Below are 15,520 nucleotides of genomic sequence, written 5' to 3'. Positions count from 1 at the left end.
ACCAACAGCTTAACCTTAAAAGCGTAATTCAACTCCTACTGAGGCGGTGCGATCTTTATTTGGACGCGCACCGTAAGGCTGACGGCCAAGGATATCGCGTTCGTCGGTCACATTCTCAATTCGACTAAACAACTTCAAATTATCCTGCACATAGTACTGCGCCGCAAAGTCCAAATTAGTTGCGGAATCGGTTTTTTCGAAGACGCCACAGCTTGCGCGCGTGCACACCGCATCGACTCTTCCGAGATTAGCACTGAGCTGCCACTTTGCGGCATCCAAAGAAATCGATAACTGGAGTTGATGCTCAGGAATATAAGGAATCGGGTCACCGGCATCCACATCACCAAAGAAATCGGTATCGGCAATACTGGTATCGAATTGACCATCGATGTAAGTGTACGCAACTTGGGTATTTAGGCTCAAATCATCAGACAGTAGGAACTGTTTTGAACCGAACACTTCGACCCCGCGCACCGTAGCGGCATCACCGTTAAACGCATCGCCGATTTCACAGTCGGCGCCTGATGATGCGGTGCACTCACCTAACAAGTTGCTGTAATCACTCTGAAAACCAATTATTTCAAACGCAGTCGAGTCGTTCTTGAAGCGAAAACCAAACTCGGCATTAACCGCTTCCTCTTCGCGTACGCCGGGTGAATTGCTAGGTGCCGTAAAACCTTTATGGACGCCTGCCACTAAGGACAAATTGTTATTCAAGCGATAGATCGCGCCCAAACCCGGTAAAAATACTGAGGTGTGGTTCTCGCGTGCGTCACGGAAACTACGCTGCGCACCATCACGAAAGCGTGTACGCGACTGATCAATTGATTCGTAGCGAAACCCGGGGGTTAACGTCCATTGTCCAAATTCAATGCGATCGTAAACATGCAATGCAATGGCTTCCGCCTGCTGAATTCGGTTGCCGGCATTACCCAGTTCACCCAAGTCATTCAGAACCAGCTTACCGTTAATTTGTTGGTATGTATCGTTTTGTTGCAGTCGATCTTCCTCGTCCTCGTGATAACGCAAACCGACTTCCACCTCATGACTGACGTCGCCAACCAGCAGTTTCCAGTCCAGTTTGGTTTGCAGCCCACGGGAGTAATACTCACGAGCGTTTGAACGCAACTGGATACTGCCGAACGCAGTATCCACACTACCGTTTAGAATGGCATTCAATTGTGTTGCGGAGACGCCGTTGAGGTCACTGCCCGTATTAACCGCACCGATCACATTCGACCAACTTGTGCCCGAATAATCCTGCGCCGTCATACTTCCGTCCAAGTCAATGCCTTCCGTTTTAAACCAATCACGTTCATGCGTATTGTTGTACGCAGTGGCTGCTAACGACAGCGATTCAGAGATCTCAAAGCGGTACTGGAAAATTGCCTGCTCATGGGCGGTTTCAATGTTATCCAATTCAGACAAACTATAACGACGGTCCGGGTTGGCGCGAAAGTCAACGTCGGTTAGCCCCAGGTAACTCTGATTCGAGTCCTGATCCGCTTTTTGTAATTTCAGCTCAACGGAGTGACGGCTATCGGCCGGGGCATAGGCCAGCTTGACCATATAATCAGTCACATCTAAACCGCTATCGGCGTCTGATTTATCGATTACCTGAAAACCGTCTGACTGCCACTGCTGTACTTCTAGCAAGTATCCGACGCCATTGTCCAGCGTGTCGCCATACTGTGCTAACAAACGCGCGGTGCTGTCTTGGCCATACTCGAGCATGACCATACCACCCGCTTGTGTCGGGATTGCCGTTGACACCATGTTTAATGCGCCACCAATGGTGTATGGGCCTTGTGTAATCGCGGCGGGGCCTTTGACAACTTCAAACGCCTGCATGCGACCGGCGGTCGGAAAATAATATGCCGACGGCGCAGAATATGGCGCTGGTGCGATCAGAACGTTGTCTTCTAGCAAGGTGATACGGCCACTTCGCTCCGTCGCCACACCACGAATGCTGATGTTGGGGCGTAAACCATATCCGTCTTCGATTTGGATAGAAACACCGGGAATAGAGCGCGTAATCCGCTGGATATCAGCGTACTCAAATTTGTCAAGTTCAGCGGCATCTACTAGATGAGCCGAACCCGTGATATTGTCGATATCGGCACGACTGCCAATTGTCAGCACTTCATCCAGTGGCACATCTGCTTCTGCCGCCATTGCGGTGGCGCAGACCTGCCCCATCGTTACCGCCACGCACAGTGCACGCGCGAACAGATTCTTTGTTTGCAGCATAAAATCCAGTCCCTACTATGGGTATTGTTTGGGTAACCGGAATATACTGATGTTGAACTAGGTCTTCAATGGCAAATGAGAATCTATCTCATTTTTGTTTGTAGTTTTATTGTCAGGCAGCTTTCACTTGCGTCGCATCCGTTGATAGTTCCGAATTGCTATGTCTTGCCCGCAACAATTGACCCAGCTGGATGTGTCCTAGCTCTGGCGCAAACTCGGTTCCCCGCCACGCGGTATGCCCACGAATAAACACATACGGCACCACCTCATCAGAGCGATTCACCAGTTGCGGGTGCTGAAACTCGTCGCGAAATACGCGTACAACATTGGCTTCGCCGTCGTAATCTACCAGTTGCTTAGGATCCACCAGAATTAGGTCAGCAATATCGCCTGTATAGATCGTGCCGCGTTCCACGTTGAACACGTCAGCTGCGTCTTTCGTGAGCCGCTTCACCATATAAGAGACATCTTGCTCGCCACCTTCAGCCGCCAGTTTTAAGCTCCGTAGATTGACATCATAAAACGCCATATTCGTGAGATGCGCACCGCTGTCATTGAAACCAGGCAATAGGGTTGGATCCATGAGTAGGCGCCGCACTGTTTTCATGTCGCGATTGGCGGTAATGGTGTACCAGGAAATCTTGGTGTCAAAACTGCGCAGTACTTGCAACATGAAATCAGCTTCATCGCTGACCCAATAAAAATCCTGTTCAACCAAGCTCTGTTCTTCGGCAGTGAGTGCGCGTGGTTCAACGCCACGCTTGATCTCAAGGACGCGCTCAAACAGTGCCTGAAACGTTTGACCTTGCCAAGTTGCCAGCGGGCAGACGTCCACGGTCATATTGCGAAAGTCTCGATCGAAGGCGTAATCCTCGAGCCTTAACCAGCGTTTTAACCGCGCTAAATTGAAGCCGGTTTTGCCTTTCAACCACATCGCGCGGAACTGTTTAATGTAATCCGGGTCGCGCAAAATTTTTTGGCGTGCGGCAACGTCTTCTAGATCAGTCTCATTGAGCGCACGGAGTTCTGGTATTTCTTCGGCTAAAGGCGTGACCGCACCATCCGACCACGTTTTGAACGGGGCACCCAAAGCCTGCATGTAAAAGTCACCACGAAAAAAGCGGGAATTAATTAGTTTGGTCAACAACCGTGTTAACTTGATAATGTTTCGGTTTGACGCCACATCGAGCGCCGCGACAACCGTGGTCTTCAATGGTTTGCCGTGTAAGCGTCCAGATGACAACAAAAAGGTTTTAAACACCTCCAGTGGACGATCCTTTGGCGGTGTGGCTTGCCAGACCGCGCCAGCATTCCGCACTTCTTGTGTGAGACGTTTTATTTCACCGTATTTAGCAAATTGAGTTGGAATCGTCTTGTGACAATTCGGTTGATTGGCCAAATAATGGAACGGTAATGCGTCGGTAGAAAAGCCCGCAAACCCCTGCGTTAACCCATCACGCAATAATTGCGACATGGTGTCGAGCTCAGCCTGAGTCGGATCACGCTCAACACTGGCCGCAAACCCCATGGCTTCGATCCTCAGCATAGAATGAGGAATCATTGTGACCACATTAGGGCCTAAGTTTAAGCCCTCCAGATGCGTGAGATAGTCAGCACTAGTACTCCAATCCACGCGATCAGCACACGCTTTCAGCACTGATTTTGGCATATTTTCGACCCGCGCATAACAATCCACAATCGGGTCATAACTGTCTTTACGTTGACTACCGAATGCCAAGCCGAGACTACAATTTGAAATAACCACGGTGGTGGTGCCATGACGCGTTGACTCCGGCAGGCCGGGCGCAACCTCTAGTTCCAAATCATAGTGTGTGTGGATGTCAAACAATCCAGGCATAGCCCACAAACCGGTTGCATCAATTACATCGGTCGCTAGGTCTACAGGAAGGCGATGACCGCGTGCAACAATTCGACCATCTTTGATGCCGATGTCTTCTGTGACTGGTGGCTCACCGTTATTAAACACGCGCGCGTTTTGAATTAGAGTGTCGAATTTCATTGATCTATTACGTTGCTGAGTTGGTTGAAGTATGCCGTCAGCATCGAAGCGCCGACCTCGATAACCTGCTCTGGCGGCAACGTGTTTTGGTCGAAGACCTGTCGATGCACGATCCCCTCTCCCATGGCGAAAAGGTTATGCGTGACAATTTCCGGTGATGGCAAATTGAAAGTCTGTACGAACAGCCGTATGTGATTGCGCAGTGCATCTTCGCCCTCGCGCATAATCACGCCAAGCTCCGCATCCACACTGCGGCGTTGTTCAAGCACCTGATGCAGTTCTGGTTTATTGGCGTGATACGCATACACAAACTCAAGGGCGCGCACAAACAATTGGTGCAGTCGCTGCGCACTCAGCGTATCTGATTCGGTGAGTGAAAATGGCGGCAGATGGTCACGGATCAACTCTAGGCCACGACGGGCAATTTCTCGCAAGATATCGTTTTTATTTTCAAAATACTGATAAAAGGTGCCAACAGCGACCTTAGCATCTGCGGCGATGGACTTGGCGGTCGTCTCGTCGAAACCCCGAGTAGCAAACTCCCGTTCCGCTGCATCGAGCAATGCCTCACGCTTACGTATTGCGCGTGCCTGAGTTGGCATGGGTTTCACAATCTATACTCCGAACGTTATGATCAATTGCTGGTGATCGCCAAGTCTGTTCTAAATTGAACTTGACGTCAAGTTCGATTTAGAACAGACTGAGTTGACGAATCAAACCGACTGATATCAGACCATGGTCTCGACGACAACCACAGCACCCTCATTTATCAATACTCGTGTACAACAGTGGTACCAGCGAGGTAGGTTGCGTGACCTTCACGGCAAGTCAATTTTCACTATTGATGAAGGTTCCGAATTCGATACGGCCGTGGTTTTGATACACGGATTCCCAACCTCGTCTATGGACTGGGAGCCGATATGGCCTGCTCTGAGTCGGCAGTTTCGCACCGTAACGTTGGACATGTGGGGTTTTGGCTTCTCCGATAAACCCAACACACGTTGCTATTCCATCCATCAGCAAGCCGACTTATTTGAGGCGCTAATCAGCGAACTTGGCATCCATCGCTACCACGTGATTGCGCATGATTATGGCGTATCCGTTGCGCAGGAGCTGCTTGCGCGCCATACCCCAAGCCATACAAGCCAGTGGTTATCCCTGTGTTTGCTCAACGGCGGTCTATTTCCAGAGGCACATCACCCCATTCTAATCCAAAAATTGATGCTCAGTCCGCTCGGCAAATACATCAATTACCTGACAGGATTCAAACAGTTTTCTAAGTCATTTTCATCGGTTTTCGGTGCCGGAAGTCAGCCGAGTGAACAAGAATTACAAGAGTTTTGGGAGGCGATTAACTTTAATGAAGGACGTCATGTATTCCATAACTTGATCACATACATGAATGACCGACGAACTCACCGCGAACGCTGGGTCTCAGCGTTGCAGAACGCGCCCGTGCCAATTGCCTTGATCAACGGCTCGGTCGATCCGGTTTCCGGAGCCCATCTGGTAAAACGATACAAAGAACTCGACTGTCGTTTGGATTATTTAGCTGAGCTGCCCACCACCGGTCACTACCCTCAGGTCGAAGCGCCGCAAACTGTGCTGGATGCGTATCAGTCGTTTTTATCAGAGCTTGGTGCGTCGAAGGAAACAATCACCAGACCGTTAGCCTGACCACCTCCATCTGCACTCACACTACCCTGCTCCACAGTGCCAGTACCACCGGCACCGCCGCCACCGAGCGTACCGTCAACGCTAGATCCTGCGCCACCGCCGTAAATACCCCCACCACCGCCGCCGCTACCAACGTCGAACGATTGCGGGCCGTCGCCACCACGCGTGCCGATACCGTGTTTGACCTTACCTGGCGACATACCTCTACCATTGGTACCAAAGGAACCACCTGCGCCACCCCGCCCAATCACGCCGCCATTACCAACACCGCTACCACCACCGCCACCGCCGGCAACCACCAGAATTTCATCTCCCCGGATGCGAATTACGCCGCTGGCGCCACCGCCACCGCCGCCACCGCCAGCCTTCCCTGAAGCAGCTGTTCCGCCCTCAAACCCTGGGGCGGAGCAGCCGCCTTTGCCGCCATCCGGCAGCTCGCCATCCATGCCACGAACGCCAACAAAAACATCCAGTGACTCACCTGGACTGACGTTGATGTTCGAGACAGCGGTGCCTCCCTCACCACCGTTGTTCAGGAGAATTCCAAACCCATTCCCTGACCCTCCTGAAGCACCAACAGCGAAAATCCGTACTTCGCTGACACCCTCTGGTATGACAAATATTTCGGACTTGGTGAACGTCAAGCTGACGCGTTCGACAGCCGAATCGTGATCAAGGTGTGGCAATTTCGCCATGGGTACAGAATCAATCTCGCTGCTTGGAATCAACTCACGTTTCACGCTTGATCACCTTCTTTTGATTTGAATGAGAAAAGTGTAGGCTTATCCCACCACGCTGTATGTAGCACAATTAGACTAGTGGTATGATTAGCACAGCAAAGCACCCGACTAACCACCGCTAGGCTACCCAACACCACTACTGAATGGGAATACAAAATGCTAGGCACCCACATATTACTGGTCGACGACCACACGCTGTTTCGAACTGGTATGCAGATGATCTTGACGCAAGTCGGTGGCGCTCGTGGGGTCTCAGAAGCCAGCTCAGTTCGCGAGGCTTTTGATTTTGATGAGTCCAGCGTTGACCTCATTCTCTTAGACATCCATCTTCCAGGGCTGAACGGCATTGACGGCATAAAACCAATGCGCGAGAAGTTTGCTGGCGTACCGATTATCATCCTATCAGCGAGTTCCGAGCTAGCATCGATCCGCCAAGCAAAAGAACTGGGGGCAGCCGGTTTTCTGAATAAAGCCGCATTAGCTGAGGAGATAGTTAACTCGATTACCCATGTCCTAGGTGGCGGCCAGTGTTTTCCGGCAGGTGTTGATAGTCAACCTGCCCCAGCAATGCATACTGGCGGCCATACGCTGACGCCGAGACAAACCGAGGTGTTAATCTACCTTTGCGAGGGTAAACCAAACAAACTGATCGCACGAGAACTCGACATGTCTGAGAACACCGTTCGCGTACACGTCTCAGCCATACTCTCAGCGCTTGGCGCTAAAAATCGTTCCGAGGCGATTCTGATCGCACAACGTGAAGGCATCACGAACTAACCTGGTTGTACGCATAGAACGATGAGACCCTCTGCGTCGGTTGCCAAGAAAACAGTTCTACGTGAGCAATTAAAGCAACTTCACAGCAACCTTCTGCCTCAGATAGCGGCGTACACCTTAGTTGTGGCCCTAGTGGCCTTTTTACTCTATCGTTGGTCGCAGGACATCCGCGTGATTATCTGGGCCTTAGTGGTATTTATCATCAATGGGTTCGGGCTTGCGCGCGCGGTAATCTTTCGCGACGATGTGCTGGATGAACCACTGAGAATTGGTGTATCCGAAACCGTCATGGCAACCATCAATGGTGTCTTGTTTGCGTTTTTGCCGCTGATGGTTGTGCCTGAAGCGACCGCCGAAATCACCATGTGGATCGTCTTCGCTAGCACCGCCTTGGCCGCCGCTAGCATATCGATGCAATCAAGCTGGCTTCCCGTCTTTCTGGGGTTTAACTGCACTCAGATGGGCGCATTAGCCTATAGCCTATCACTACGAGAAGAAGCGATTTATCAAGGGCTCGCATTGGGCGTCCTCATTCTGCTTGTGGCGCTGTCGTTATTTGCCTTTAATCTTCAACGCGCTATCCAGAATGCAATCATCTTGCGATTCGAGAACAATGGCCTAATCCACAAGCTTCGCTCCGCACTAACACAGACTGCAGAAGCGAATCGTGCAAAATCCGTGTTTCTGGCGTCCGCCAGCCATGATCTGCGACAACCACTGCATGCACTTGGTCTACTAACAGAAACCCTGGGCGGAACCGATCTCAATGAGAACCAACAACTGGTACAGACGCACATGATGTCGGCAGTGGAATCGACCAGAACGATGCTCGACTCGCTGCTAAATATTTCAAAACTTGATGCCGGAGCTATTTCTGCGGAGCCTCGGCCGTTTTTAGTACAATCAATTTTTACCAAACTTGAGGCTGAACTGGCACCAACAGCGGATGAAAATAATTTGATCTATCGAACGCGGGAAACCATCGCAGCAGCGCATTCAGATCCGTTTATTGTCGAGCTTATCCTACGCAATTTGATTGCGAACGCCATTCGATACACTCAACAAGGAGGCCTTTTGGTAGGCTGTCGACGAAGACCAGCAGATCTGCTGATGATCGAGGTTTGGGATACGGGCGTTGGGATGCAGCCGGACCAGCTCGACGACATTTTCCGTGAATTTAAACAGTTAGACAACCCGGAACGGGACGCACAAAAAGGGTTTGGACTCGGTCTGGCTATTGCTCAAGGGCTGGCCAAGACAATCGACAGCGAGATACGAGTACGGTCAAAACCGGGGAAAGGCACAGTCTTCCGTTTTGCGATACCGGCATCCGACGCTGAAATAATTGCAGATCTACCCAACGCAACTTCCATGCATGAGTTTATGGGCAAGCGCGTACTGATTATTGATGACGATCAACGCATTCGCATTTCAATGCGTAGCTTGTTGGAAACATGGGGATGTGAGTGTATTGATGCCGAGTCCGCGCAAGAAGCCATTGCATCACTTAACGGTACCTCGGTGGACCTGATGCTGGTCGATTACCGCCTGCGTGAAGGTAAAACCGGGCGCGATGCGATACACGTACTACGCGCAACATCGCAACAATCTGTGCCAGCCATCATTATCACCGGCGACACCGGCAAGGAGCGAATCAAGGAAGCGCAGTCAGTTGACGCACTGCTGTTGCACAAACCCGCTTCTGCCAGTCAACTACAACGTATGATGCGGTCACTGCTCTAACAGCTAAGCGCAAACCGGCGTGCACTCACTGCTTTAATTTTGGCCTTGAGTTTGATCCTCGCCCGGCACGTCAGCTGGGTTATCAAGTTCAGTTGCTGCTGAGTTCTCAATCGGCAAAGACTCGGTTGTTTCAACCCGAGGTGTCCGAGCCCGCACCACTTCAGCGGCTTCAATGTCGGCCAGCATCAAGTTCTTAATCACTGGCACCGGCGCATTACCATAACTCAAAAACTTATTGTGGAACTCGCGCAAGTCAAACCGATCACCCAATCTCTCCTTCAGCTGCTCACGAAACGCCATGATTTCAGAATACCCGGCGAAGTAGCTGGTTAGTTGCACCTGTGACACGGTTGCGCGACGCCATTTTCCCTCTGCTTCGGTGCGTTCCTGAAACGCTTCATTCATCAGCAAGTCCAATGCCTCTTCCTGTTCCATGCCAAGCACCTGGATGCTGTAATCTAGAATGGTGTTAACCACAACACGCAGATTCCATTTGCTGTACATCAGCCACATTTCAGGTTCATCGTTAGCGTATCCCGCTTCGAGCATCATGCGCTCTGAGTAAACAGCCCAGCCTTCCACCATCGCGCCATTGCCGAAAATCGACTTGATTTTACTCGGCGATTTATTCGCATGCATCAATTGGGTGTAGTGCCCGGGTATGGCCTCATGGATATTCAGAATCTGTAATATCCAGTGGTTGTACTCACGCAAATAACTCTCTGCCTGCGCCTCCGTATAATCGTCCAGTGGCGAGACGTTGTAATAAGTATTCGCCGTTGCATCATAAGGACCAGGTGCATTTACCGACGCCCCCGCAAACCCGCGTTGATACTCTGGCGTCAAACGCACTACCAGTGGTCGCGTTGGATCAGAATCAAGCAGTTGGTGCTCATCAACAAAAGCTTGAAGAACAGGAATTTGCCGGCGCACTTCATCAACAAAATTTTCTCGGGCAACATGTTTTAGCGAGAGCTGATCGATTAATTGTTTCACGGCCACCAGCCGGTCTTCTGGAATCGCTTGCTCTGCGAAGTAGTTTGGCCAGAGCTGCTCGGTGATTTCGATCATTTGCGTATGCAAATTTTGCTTAGCGTCCAACGCAAGCTGGTACAGCTCGGCCGCAGTGTAGCCAGAGGCGATATCGTGCTTGAACTTCTTTTCGTACAGTTCCGCACCGATTCGAAAACTCCGTGCCTCACCACTAGCTTTCAGTTCTGCCTCTTTGGCTTCCAACCACTCCAAATAACCCTGTACCGCGGTTACAGCGTCCGCAAGACGCGCGTCGAGAGCCGACGCGCCTACTTCGTCAATCGTCCCTGCGTCCTTGGCAATGGTGACTTTCGCTGGAATCTGAGATTTGAACATACCTAAAGCGCCTTTGGTCTGCTGAATCGCGAGCCCTAGATGCGGCAGCGTCGGCGTCTTTAGGTTCGCTTTGGCTGCATCGTAATACGCAGGCACATTCTGCAAACGATTGGAGATCGCCGCCAAGCGCTCCTCGAGCGGCGCATATTCGGTTGTCAGAATGACACCAAAGCTACCGGCGGGATTGTATTGCGCAGGATTCCACTCGTAGCTGCGAAAGACATCAAAATACCAGAGGCTAGACTTTATTTTACCTTCGATGATTGCCAGGTCAGTGGCGTTCGCGGCGTTCAAACGATTCGCGTTAAAACTTTTGAGCGCCTGTAGTTCACGTACAAAAAATGCGCGTCTTCGGCCACGCAGTTCACCATCGGGTACGAGGAGCTGATCGGCATGCTTGTAGTACCCCACATACACTCCATAACTCGGGTTCAATGCCCACAAACTCTCCAGAAAGTGATTTTTGAAGGCTTCAAACGCTTCGTTCTGGTCTAGGCTAACTTCGGGTGCCGGCCGCTCAACTGCCACTGGCTCGATCACTTTTTGCTGAGGTTCAGTCGGTTGCAATTCGGCGGACGCATCGATTTTTTCGTTATTACACCCAGCTAGGTAGATAGGTAGTGTCAGAGCAAGGTAGAGGTAGGTTTTCAAGGGCAGTCTCCGAACTATTGTTGTATCCCCTGACTATAAACAAATATTGAATGCTGCTCTAGCATTGTCTTACTCCAATGAAAAATTTAATCCTGTCGTCAATGAGTGGTGAGGTTAAGCGAGATGAAGGAAACGGAAAGCTGTTTTACGCCATTGCGGAAAGCGAGCAAATGTTCGAAAATACGAGGTATTTATAACAGCGTTATTTTGTTGCGCGTTTACGAGAACCCAGAAATCATATGTCAAACCCATACCCAAATTTATTCAGCCCTTTAGACCTTGGTTTTACGACTCTTAAAAACCGCGCCATCATGGGCTCAATGCATACTGGGCTCGAAGATCGTGCAAAAGATTTCCCCAAACTTGCCGCCTATTTCCGAGAGCGCGCCAAAGGCGGTGTGGGGTTGATGGTAACGGGCGGCTTCGCACCCAATGTTCAAGGCTGGTTATCACCGTTTGGCAGCAAGTTAAGTAAGCCGTCAGAGGTGAAGCGACACCGTCAGGTGACGGATGCAGTGCACGAAGAAGGGGGAAAAATATGCTTACAGATACTCCATGCTGGGCGTTATGGTTACAGTCCCTTATGTGTTTCTGCGTCGAACCTAAAATCACCAATTTCACCGTTTAAACCGCGCGCACTCAGTACTAAAGGGGTTTACAACACCATAAAAGATTACGCGACGAGTGCGTATCTGGCGCAACAAGCTGGTTACGACGGTGTCGAGATAATGGGGTCTGAAGGCTACTTCATTAACCAATTTTTAGTTACTCGTACGAACAAGCGTACCGACGAGTGGGGCGGCACATATGAAAACCGGATGCGTTTACCGGTCGAAATCGTTAAAGCGGTTCGCGAACGTGTCGGGTCTAATTTCATTATTATCTATCGACTTTCCATGTTGGATCTAGTCGAGCAAGGGAGCACCTGGAATGAAGTCGTAACGCTTGGCAAAGCGATCGAGGCGGCCGGCGCAACCATTATTAATACCGGTATTGGCTGGCACGAAGCACGTGTCCCCACCATTGCAACCAATGTGCCCCGCGCGGCTTTTGCTTGGGTAACGCAACGTATGAAACAGGAAGTTTCAATTCCGGTCGTTGCGACAAACCGTATCAACGACCCGGTGGTTGCCGAATCGATTGTTGCTGATGGGATCGCTGATATGGTCTCTATGGCACGCCCCTTCCTCGCTGATCCCGAGTTCATGAACAAAGCAGCCGCCGGCAAGACACACCTAATTAACACGTGTATTGCATGCAATCAGGCATGCCTTGACCATACTTTTTCAGGTAAGCGATCAACCTGTCTCGTCAATCCCAGAGCCTGTTATGAAACCGAACTAAACGTCACACCGACTAAGCAGGCAAAGCGCCTCGCCGTCGTTGGCGCTGGTCCGGCGGGTCTTTCTGCAGCAACCACACTGGCGGAACGGGGTCATACAGTCGAGTTGTTCGACAAGGCGGACCAGATTGGTGGTCAATTCAATTTAGCGAAACAGATTCCTGGTAAAGAAGAATTCCACGAGACGATTCGCTATTTTAACAATCTATTGCTCGAGACCGGTGTTAATCTGCGTTTGGGAGAAGAGTTTACAACGAACACAGGTATTGATGAATCCTTTGATGAGGTAATTATCGCCTGCGGTATCAAACCACGAGACCTTGATATCCCCGGCATAGACAACGCTAAAGTGCTTTCTTATATTGAAGCCATTCAAGCCCCTGACCGGATCGGGAATCGAGTCGCCATTATTGGCGCCGGCGGGATTGGATTTGATGTCGCTGAATTACTCTGTCACCAGTCATCGGATGGCATTACGTCCGTATCCGAATTCAATCGCGAATGGGGCGTAGATGAAGAATATAACGTCCCAGGTGCATACACGGTCTCAGAGCCTAGCGCACCAGCAAGACAAGTAACTCTCATGCAACGTAAACCTGAAAAATTAGGGAAAACGCTCGGGAAAACTACCGGATGGATTCACCGAGCATCCCTCGCAAAGAAAAACGTAACGATGTTGGCTGGAGTAGAGTATCTCGAAATCAATGAAGATGGCGTGCTTTATCGGACTGGTTCTAATGCCCCTCAACTTCTGGCATGCGACAGTGTGGTCGTCTGTGCGGGCCAACTTTCACAGAACGAACTCTATGCACAATTACACGCGTCGAACATTCCATGTCATTTAATAGGCGGAGCTCGCCAAGCAGGTGAACTTGATGCCAAACGCGCTATTCGCGAAGGGTTTGTGTTAGCTAGTGAGCTTTGACCAAGATGCCTAGAAATTGAACGTCTATCGCTATAAAAAACCGCAAAAAATAACAATATTTACACGACATGATGCTGTTGCGCTGCCCACTTTTATGCCGGAGCGCTCGCATTCTTGTTTTGTTCTTTTACCGTCACGGCAATACCAAACCCTTCGCATCGTACCTGCTAGGATAATTTCAGAGCCGCAATGCTCACGCGCTGAGAGAGCTCGTTAGTCAATCGTGGTTTTCACAGTGAAACTATCGCAATGCGTTCGGATGATGGCGATCCACAATTTATATCTAATCAGCTGTGTTTGGCGTAGTTTGCCAAAACCTACTGCGTCATTTAAATACGCTAGTTGGACTTGACTCCTGGGGTAGAGATTTTCCATCGCTGAAACGTGAGAAGCAGTAGGCTGAAGAACACTATCTATCCCCTTAGCGTTGCTACCTCTTTAGAAGACCGCAAACAAAAAAACTAAAAAATACACGCTAAAAAACTATTGCTTACCGCAATGTCGACCAGTTGGTGAACAACCTAGCCGCACCTACTCTACGCCACAGACATTGCCAAAGGGTAGTCTGAATAGAAAGGACTGATTTACGCGTACACTTATCACAAGCGCTAAGCTCGTTGTATTGCCCCGACAATGCACTCAATTAGACAACTGATTTTACGACCCAACGTAATACTCCGCCGCAATTTCATTCTATTTGTACGCTTCTAACCGTCAAGCCGTTCAATGGCTGAGCCTAAATGTTTTCTCCGAGCGTGACCGCATTAGCGGTAATATCCTGCTAGATTCGATAGTTCATGGCCGTACCAGTTTATCGTCACCACCCGCTAGAGGTTAATGGTATGAATTTTCTTGCATGCTAATCCAAAGTACGAGCAGAGCTACAGCAATCGATAAAACTGAGTTTCGAATACCCATAAAAAAAGCCCTGTAAGAACTAACTTACAGGGCTTTTTAATTTAAATCTGGCGATGTCCTACTCTCACACGGGTAATCCCGCACTACCATCGGCGCTAACTGGTTTCACTTCTGAGTTCGAGATGGGATCAGGTGGTTCACAGTCGCTATTGTCGCCAGAAAACCGTTCGAAGAACGTCCTAAGCAAACAGCTGCGGATCTTCTTCTTTACTTTTCAGAGCATCGTATCGCTACGCAACTCGGTATCTGGGCTTGTCTCGGCTATTGCCAATAAAATTAGTAGTTGTTAAGAGGTGGGTTTATAACAATAACCACACTTTTTTGTATCACTTTCTTGATATGTAATCATACTCGCTCATTCAATCAACCTACTTACCAATCATATGATTGGGAGCAGTAAACTTCGTTCGCTAATAAATATCATATTAAATTACTTAACCAATATCACTTTCTAGTTTCAGTGTTTACCAAGGTAAACGACCAAACCTTTTGGGTGTTATATGGTCAAGCCTCACGGGCAATTAGTACAAGTTAGCTTAACGCCTTTCAACGCTTCCACACCTTGCCTATCAACGTCGTAGTCTTCGACGACCCTTCAGGAATATCAAGTATTCAGTGAGACCTTATCTTGGGAGGGGCTTCCCGCTTAGATGCTTTCAGCGGTTATCCCGTCCGTACATAGCTACCCAACAATGCCTCTGGCGAGACAATTGGAACACCAGGGGTACGTCCACTCCGGTCCTCTCGTACTAGGAGCAGCTTCCCTCAAGTCTCAGGCGCCCACGGCAGATAGGGACCAAACTGTCTCACGACGTTCTAAACCCAGCTCGCGTACCTCTTTAAATGGCGAACAGCCATACCCTTGGGACCGGCTACAGCCCCAGGATGAGATGAGCCGACATCGAGGTGCCAAACACCCCCGTCGATGTGAACTCTTGGGGGGTATCAGCCTGTTATCCCCGGCGTACCTTTTATCCGTTGAGCGATGGCCCTTCCATACAGAACCACCGGATCACTAAGACCTACTTTCGTACCTGCTCGACATGTCCGTCTCGCAGTCAAGCACTCTTTTGCCTTTACACTAACCATACGATTTCCGACCGTATTTA

Annotated in this window: 9 protein-coding genes and 2 rRNA genes (1 of these 11 running past the window's edge); 4 read left to right on the top strand and 7 right to left on the bottom strand. The window is 50.0% G+C overall.

The annotated features are described in order from the left end of the window. Window positions 1–15: 15 nt before the first annotated feature. The 3 genes from IE055_RS08505 to IE055_RS08495 form a co-directional block, all read right to left on the bottom strand. The gene (locus tag IE055_RS08505) at window positions 16–2,250 is read right to left on the bottom strand and encodes a TonB-dependent receptor family protein (RefSeq protein ID WP_229794205.1); all 2,235 of its coding nucleotides are present in this window, start codon (window positions 2,248–2,250) and stop codon (window positions 16–18) included. A gap of 112 nt (window positions 2,251–2,362) precedes the next feature. Then, the gene (locus IE055_RS08500; RefSeq protein WP_189399778.1) at window positions 2,363–4,270 is read right to left on the bottom strand and encodes an N-acyl-D-amino-acid deacylase family protein; all 1,908 of its coding nucleotides are present in this window, start codon (window positions 4,268–4,270) and stop codon (window positions 2,363–2,365) included. After that, on the bottom strand, window positions 4,267–4,872 hold the full coding sequence (locus IE055_RS08495) for a TetR/AcrR family transcriptional regulator (RefSeq protein ID WP_229794233.1): 606 nt from the start codon (window positions 4,870–4,872) through the stop codon (window positions 4,267–4,269). The genes IE055_RS08500 and IE055_RS08495 overlap by 4 nt, the downstream gene beginning before the upstream one ends. A gap of 133 nt (window positions 4,873–5,005) precedes the next feature. Between IE055_RS08495 and IE055_RS08490 the strand changes: the two genes are divergently transcribed. Further along, window positions 5,006–5,947, top strand: a complete 942-nt coding sequence (locus IE055_RS08490) for an alpha/beta fold hydrolase (protein ID WP_189399775.1) — start codon at window positions 5,006–5,008, stop codon at window positions 5,945–5,947. On the opposite strand, the gene IE055_RS17950 is transcribed toward IE055_RS08490, so the two are convergent. Next, window positions 5,887–6,687 (bottom strand): hypothetical protein, encoded by an 801-nt coding sequence (locus IE055_RS17950; protein ID WP_189399773.1) that lies wholly within the window; start codon window positions 6,685–6,687, stop codon window positions 5,887–5,889. The two genes, IE055_RS08490 and IE055_RS17950, sit on opposite strands and share 61 nt — an antisense overlap. A 156-nt stretch (window positions 6,688–6,843) precedes the next feature. Between IE055_RS17950 and IE055_RS08480 the strand changes: the two genes are divergently transcribed. Continuing rightward, the gene (locus tag IE055_RS08480; protein WP_189399771.1) at window positions 6,844–7,464 is read left to right on the top strand and encodes a response regulator transcription factor; all 621 of its coding nucleotides are present in this window, start codon (window positions 6,844–6,846) and stop codon (window positions 7,462–7,464) included. A 21-nt stretch (window positions 7,465–7,485) separates the two neighbouring features. Next, complete coding sequence (locus tag IE055_RS08475; protein WP_189399768.1) at window positions 7,486–9,207, top strand: ATP-binding response regulator; 1,722 nt, start codon at window positions 7,486–7,488, stop codon at window positions 9,205–9,207. 33 nt (window positions 9,208–9,240) lie between these two features. Here the strand turns inward: IE055_RS08475 and IE055_RS08470 are convergent, their stop codons facing one another. Then, a complete protein-coding gene (locus IE055_RS08470; RefSeq protein WP_189399766.1) occupies window positions 9,241–11,226 on the bottom strand; it encodes a DUF885 domain-containing protein in 1,986 nt (661 codons plus the stop codon). Between the two features lie 239 nt (window positions 11,227–11,465). Here IE055_RS08470 and IE055_RS08465 point away from each other — a divergent pair, with 239 nt between their 5' ends. After that, window positions 11,466–13,493 carry an NADPH-dependent 2,4-dienoyl-CoA reductase gene (locus tag IE055_RS08465; protein WP_189399764.1) on the top strand — a complete coding sequence of 676 codons (2,028 nt, stop codon included), beginning with the start codon at window positions 11,466–11,468 and terminating at the stop codon, window positions 13,491–13,493. 963 nt (window positions 13,494–14,456) lie between these two features. Here the strand turns inward: IE055_RS08465 and rrf are convergent. Continuing rightward, window positions 14,457–14,571 (bottom strand): 5S ribosomal RNA (rrf, locus tag IE055_RS08460). 340 nt (window positions 14,572–14,911) lie between these two features. Then, a 23S ribosomal RNA gene (locus tag IE055_RS08455) occupies window positions 14,912–15,520 on the bottom strand; it runs 2,272 nt beyond the window's last position.

It is taken from the genome of Arenicella chitinivorans (assembly GCF_014651515.1).
In the GTDB taxonomy this organism is placed as follows: Bacteria; Pseudomonadota; Gammaproteobacteria; order Arenicellales; family Arenicellaceae; genus Arenicella; species Arenicella chitinivorans.
This window is presented reverse-complemented; position numbering and strand designations above follow the sequence as displayed.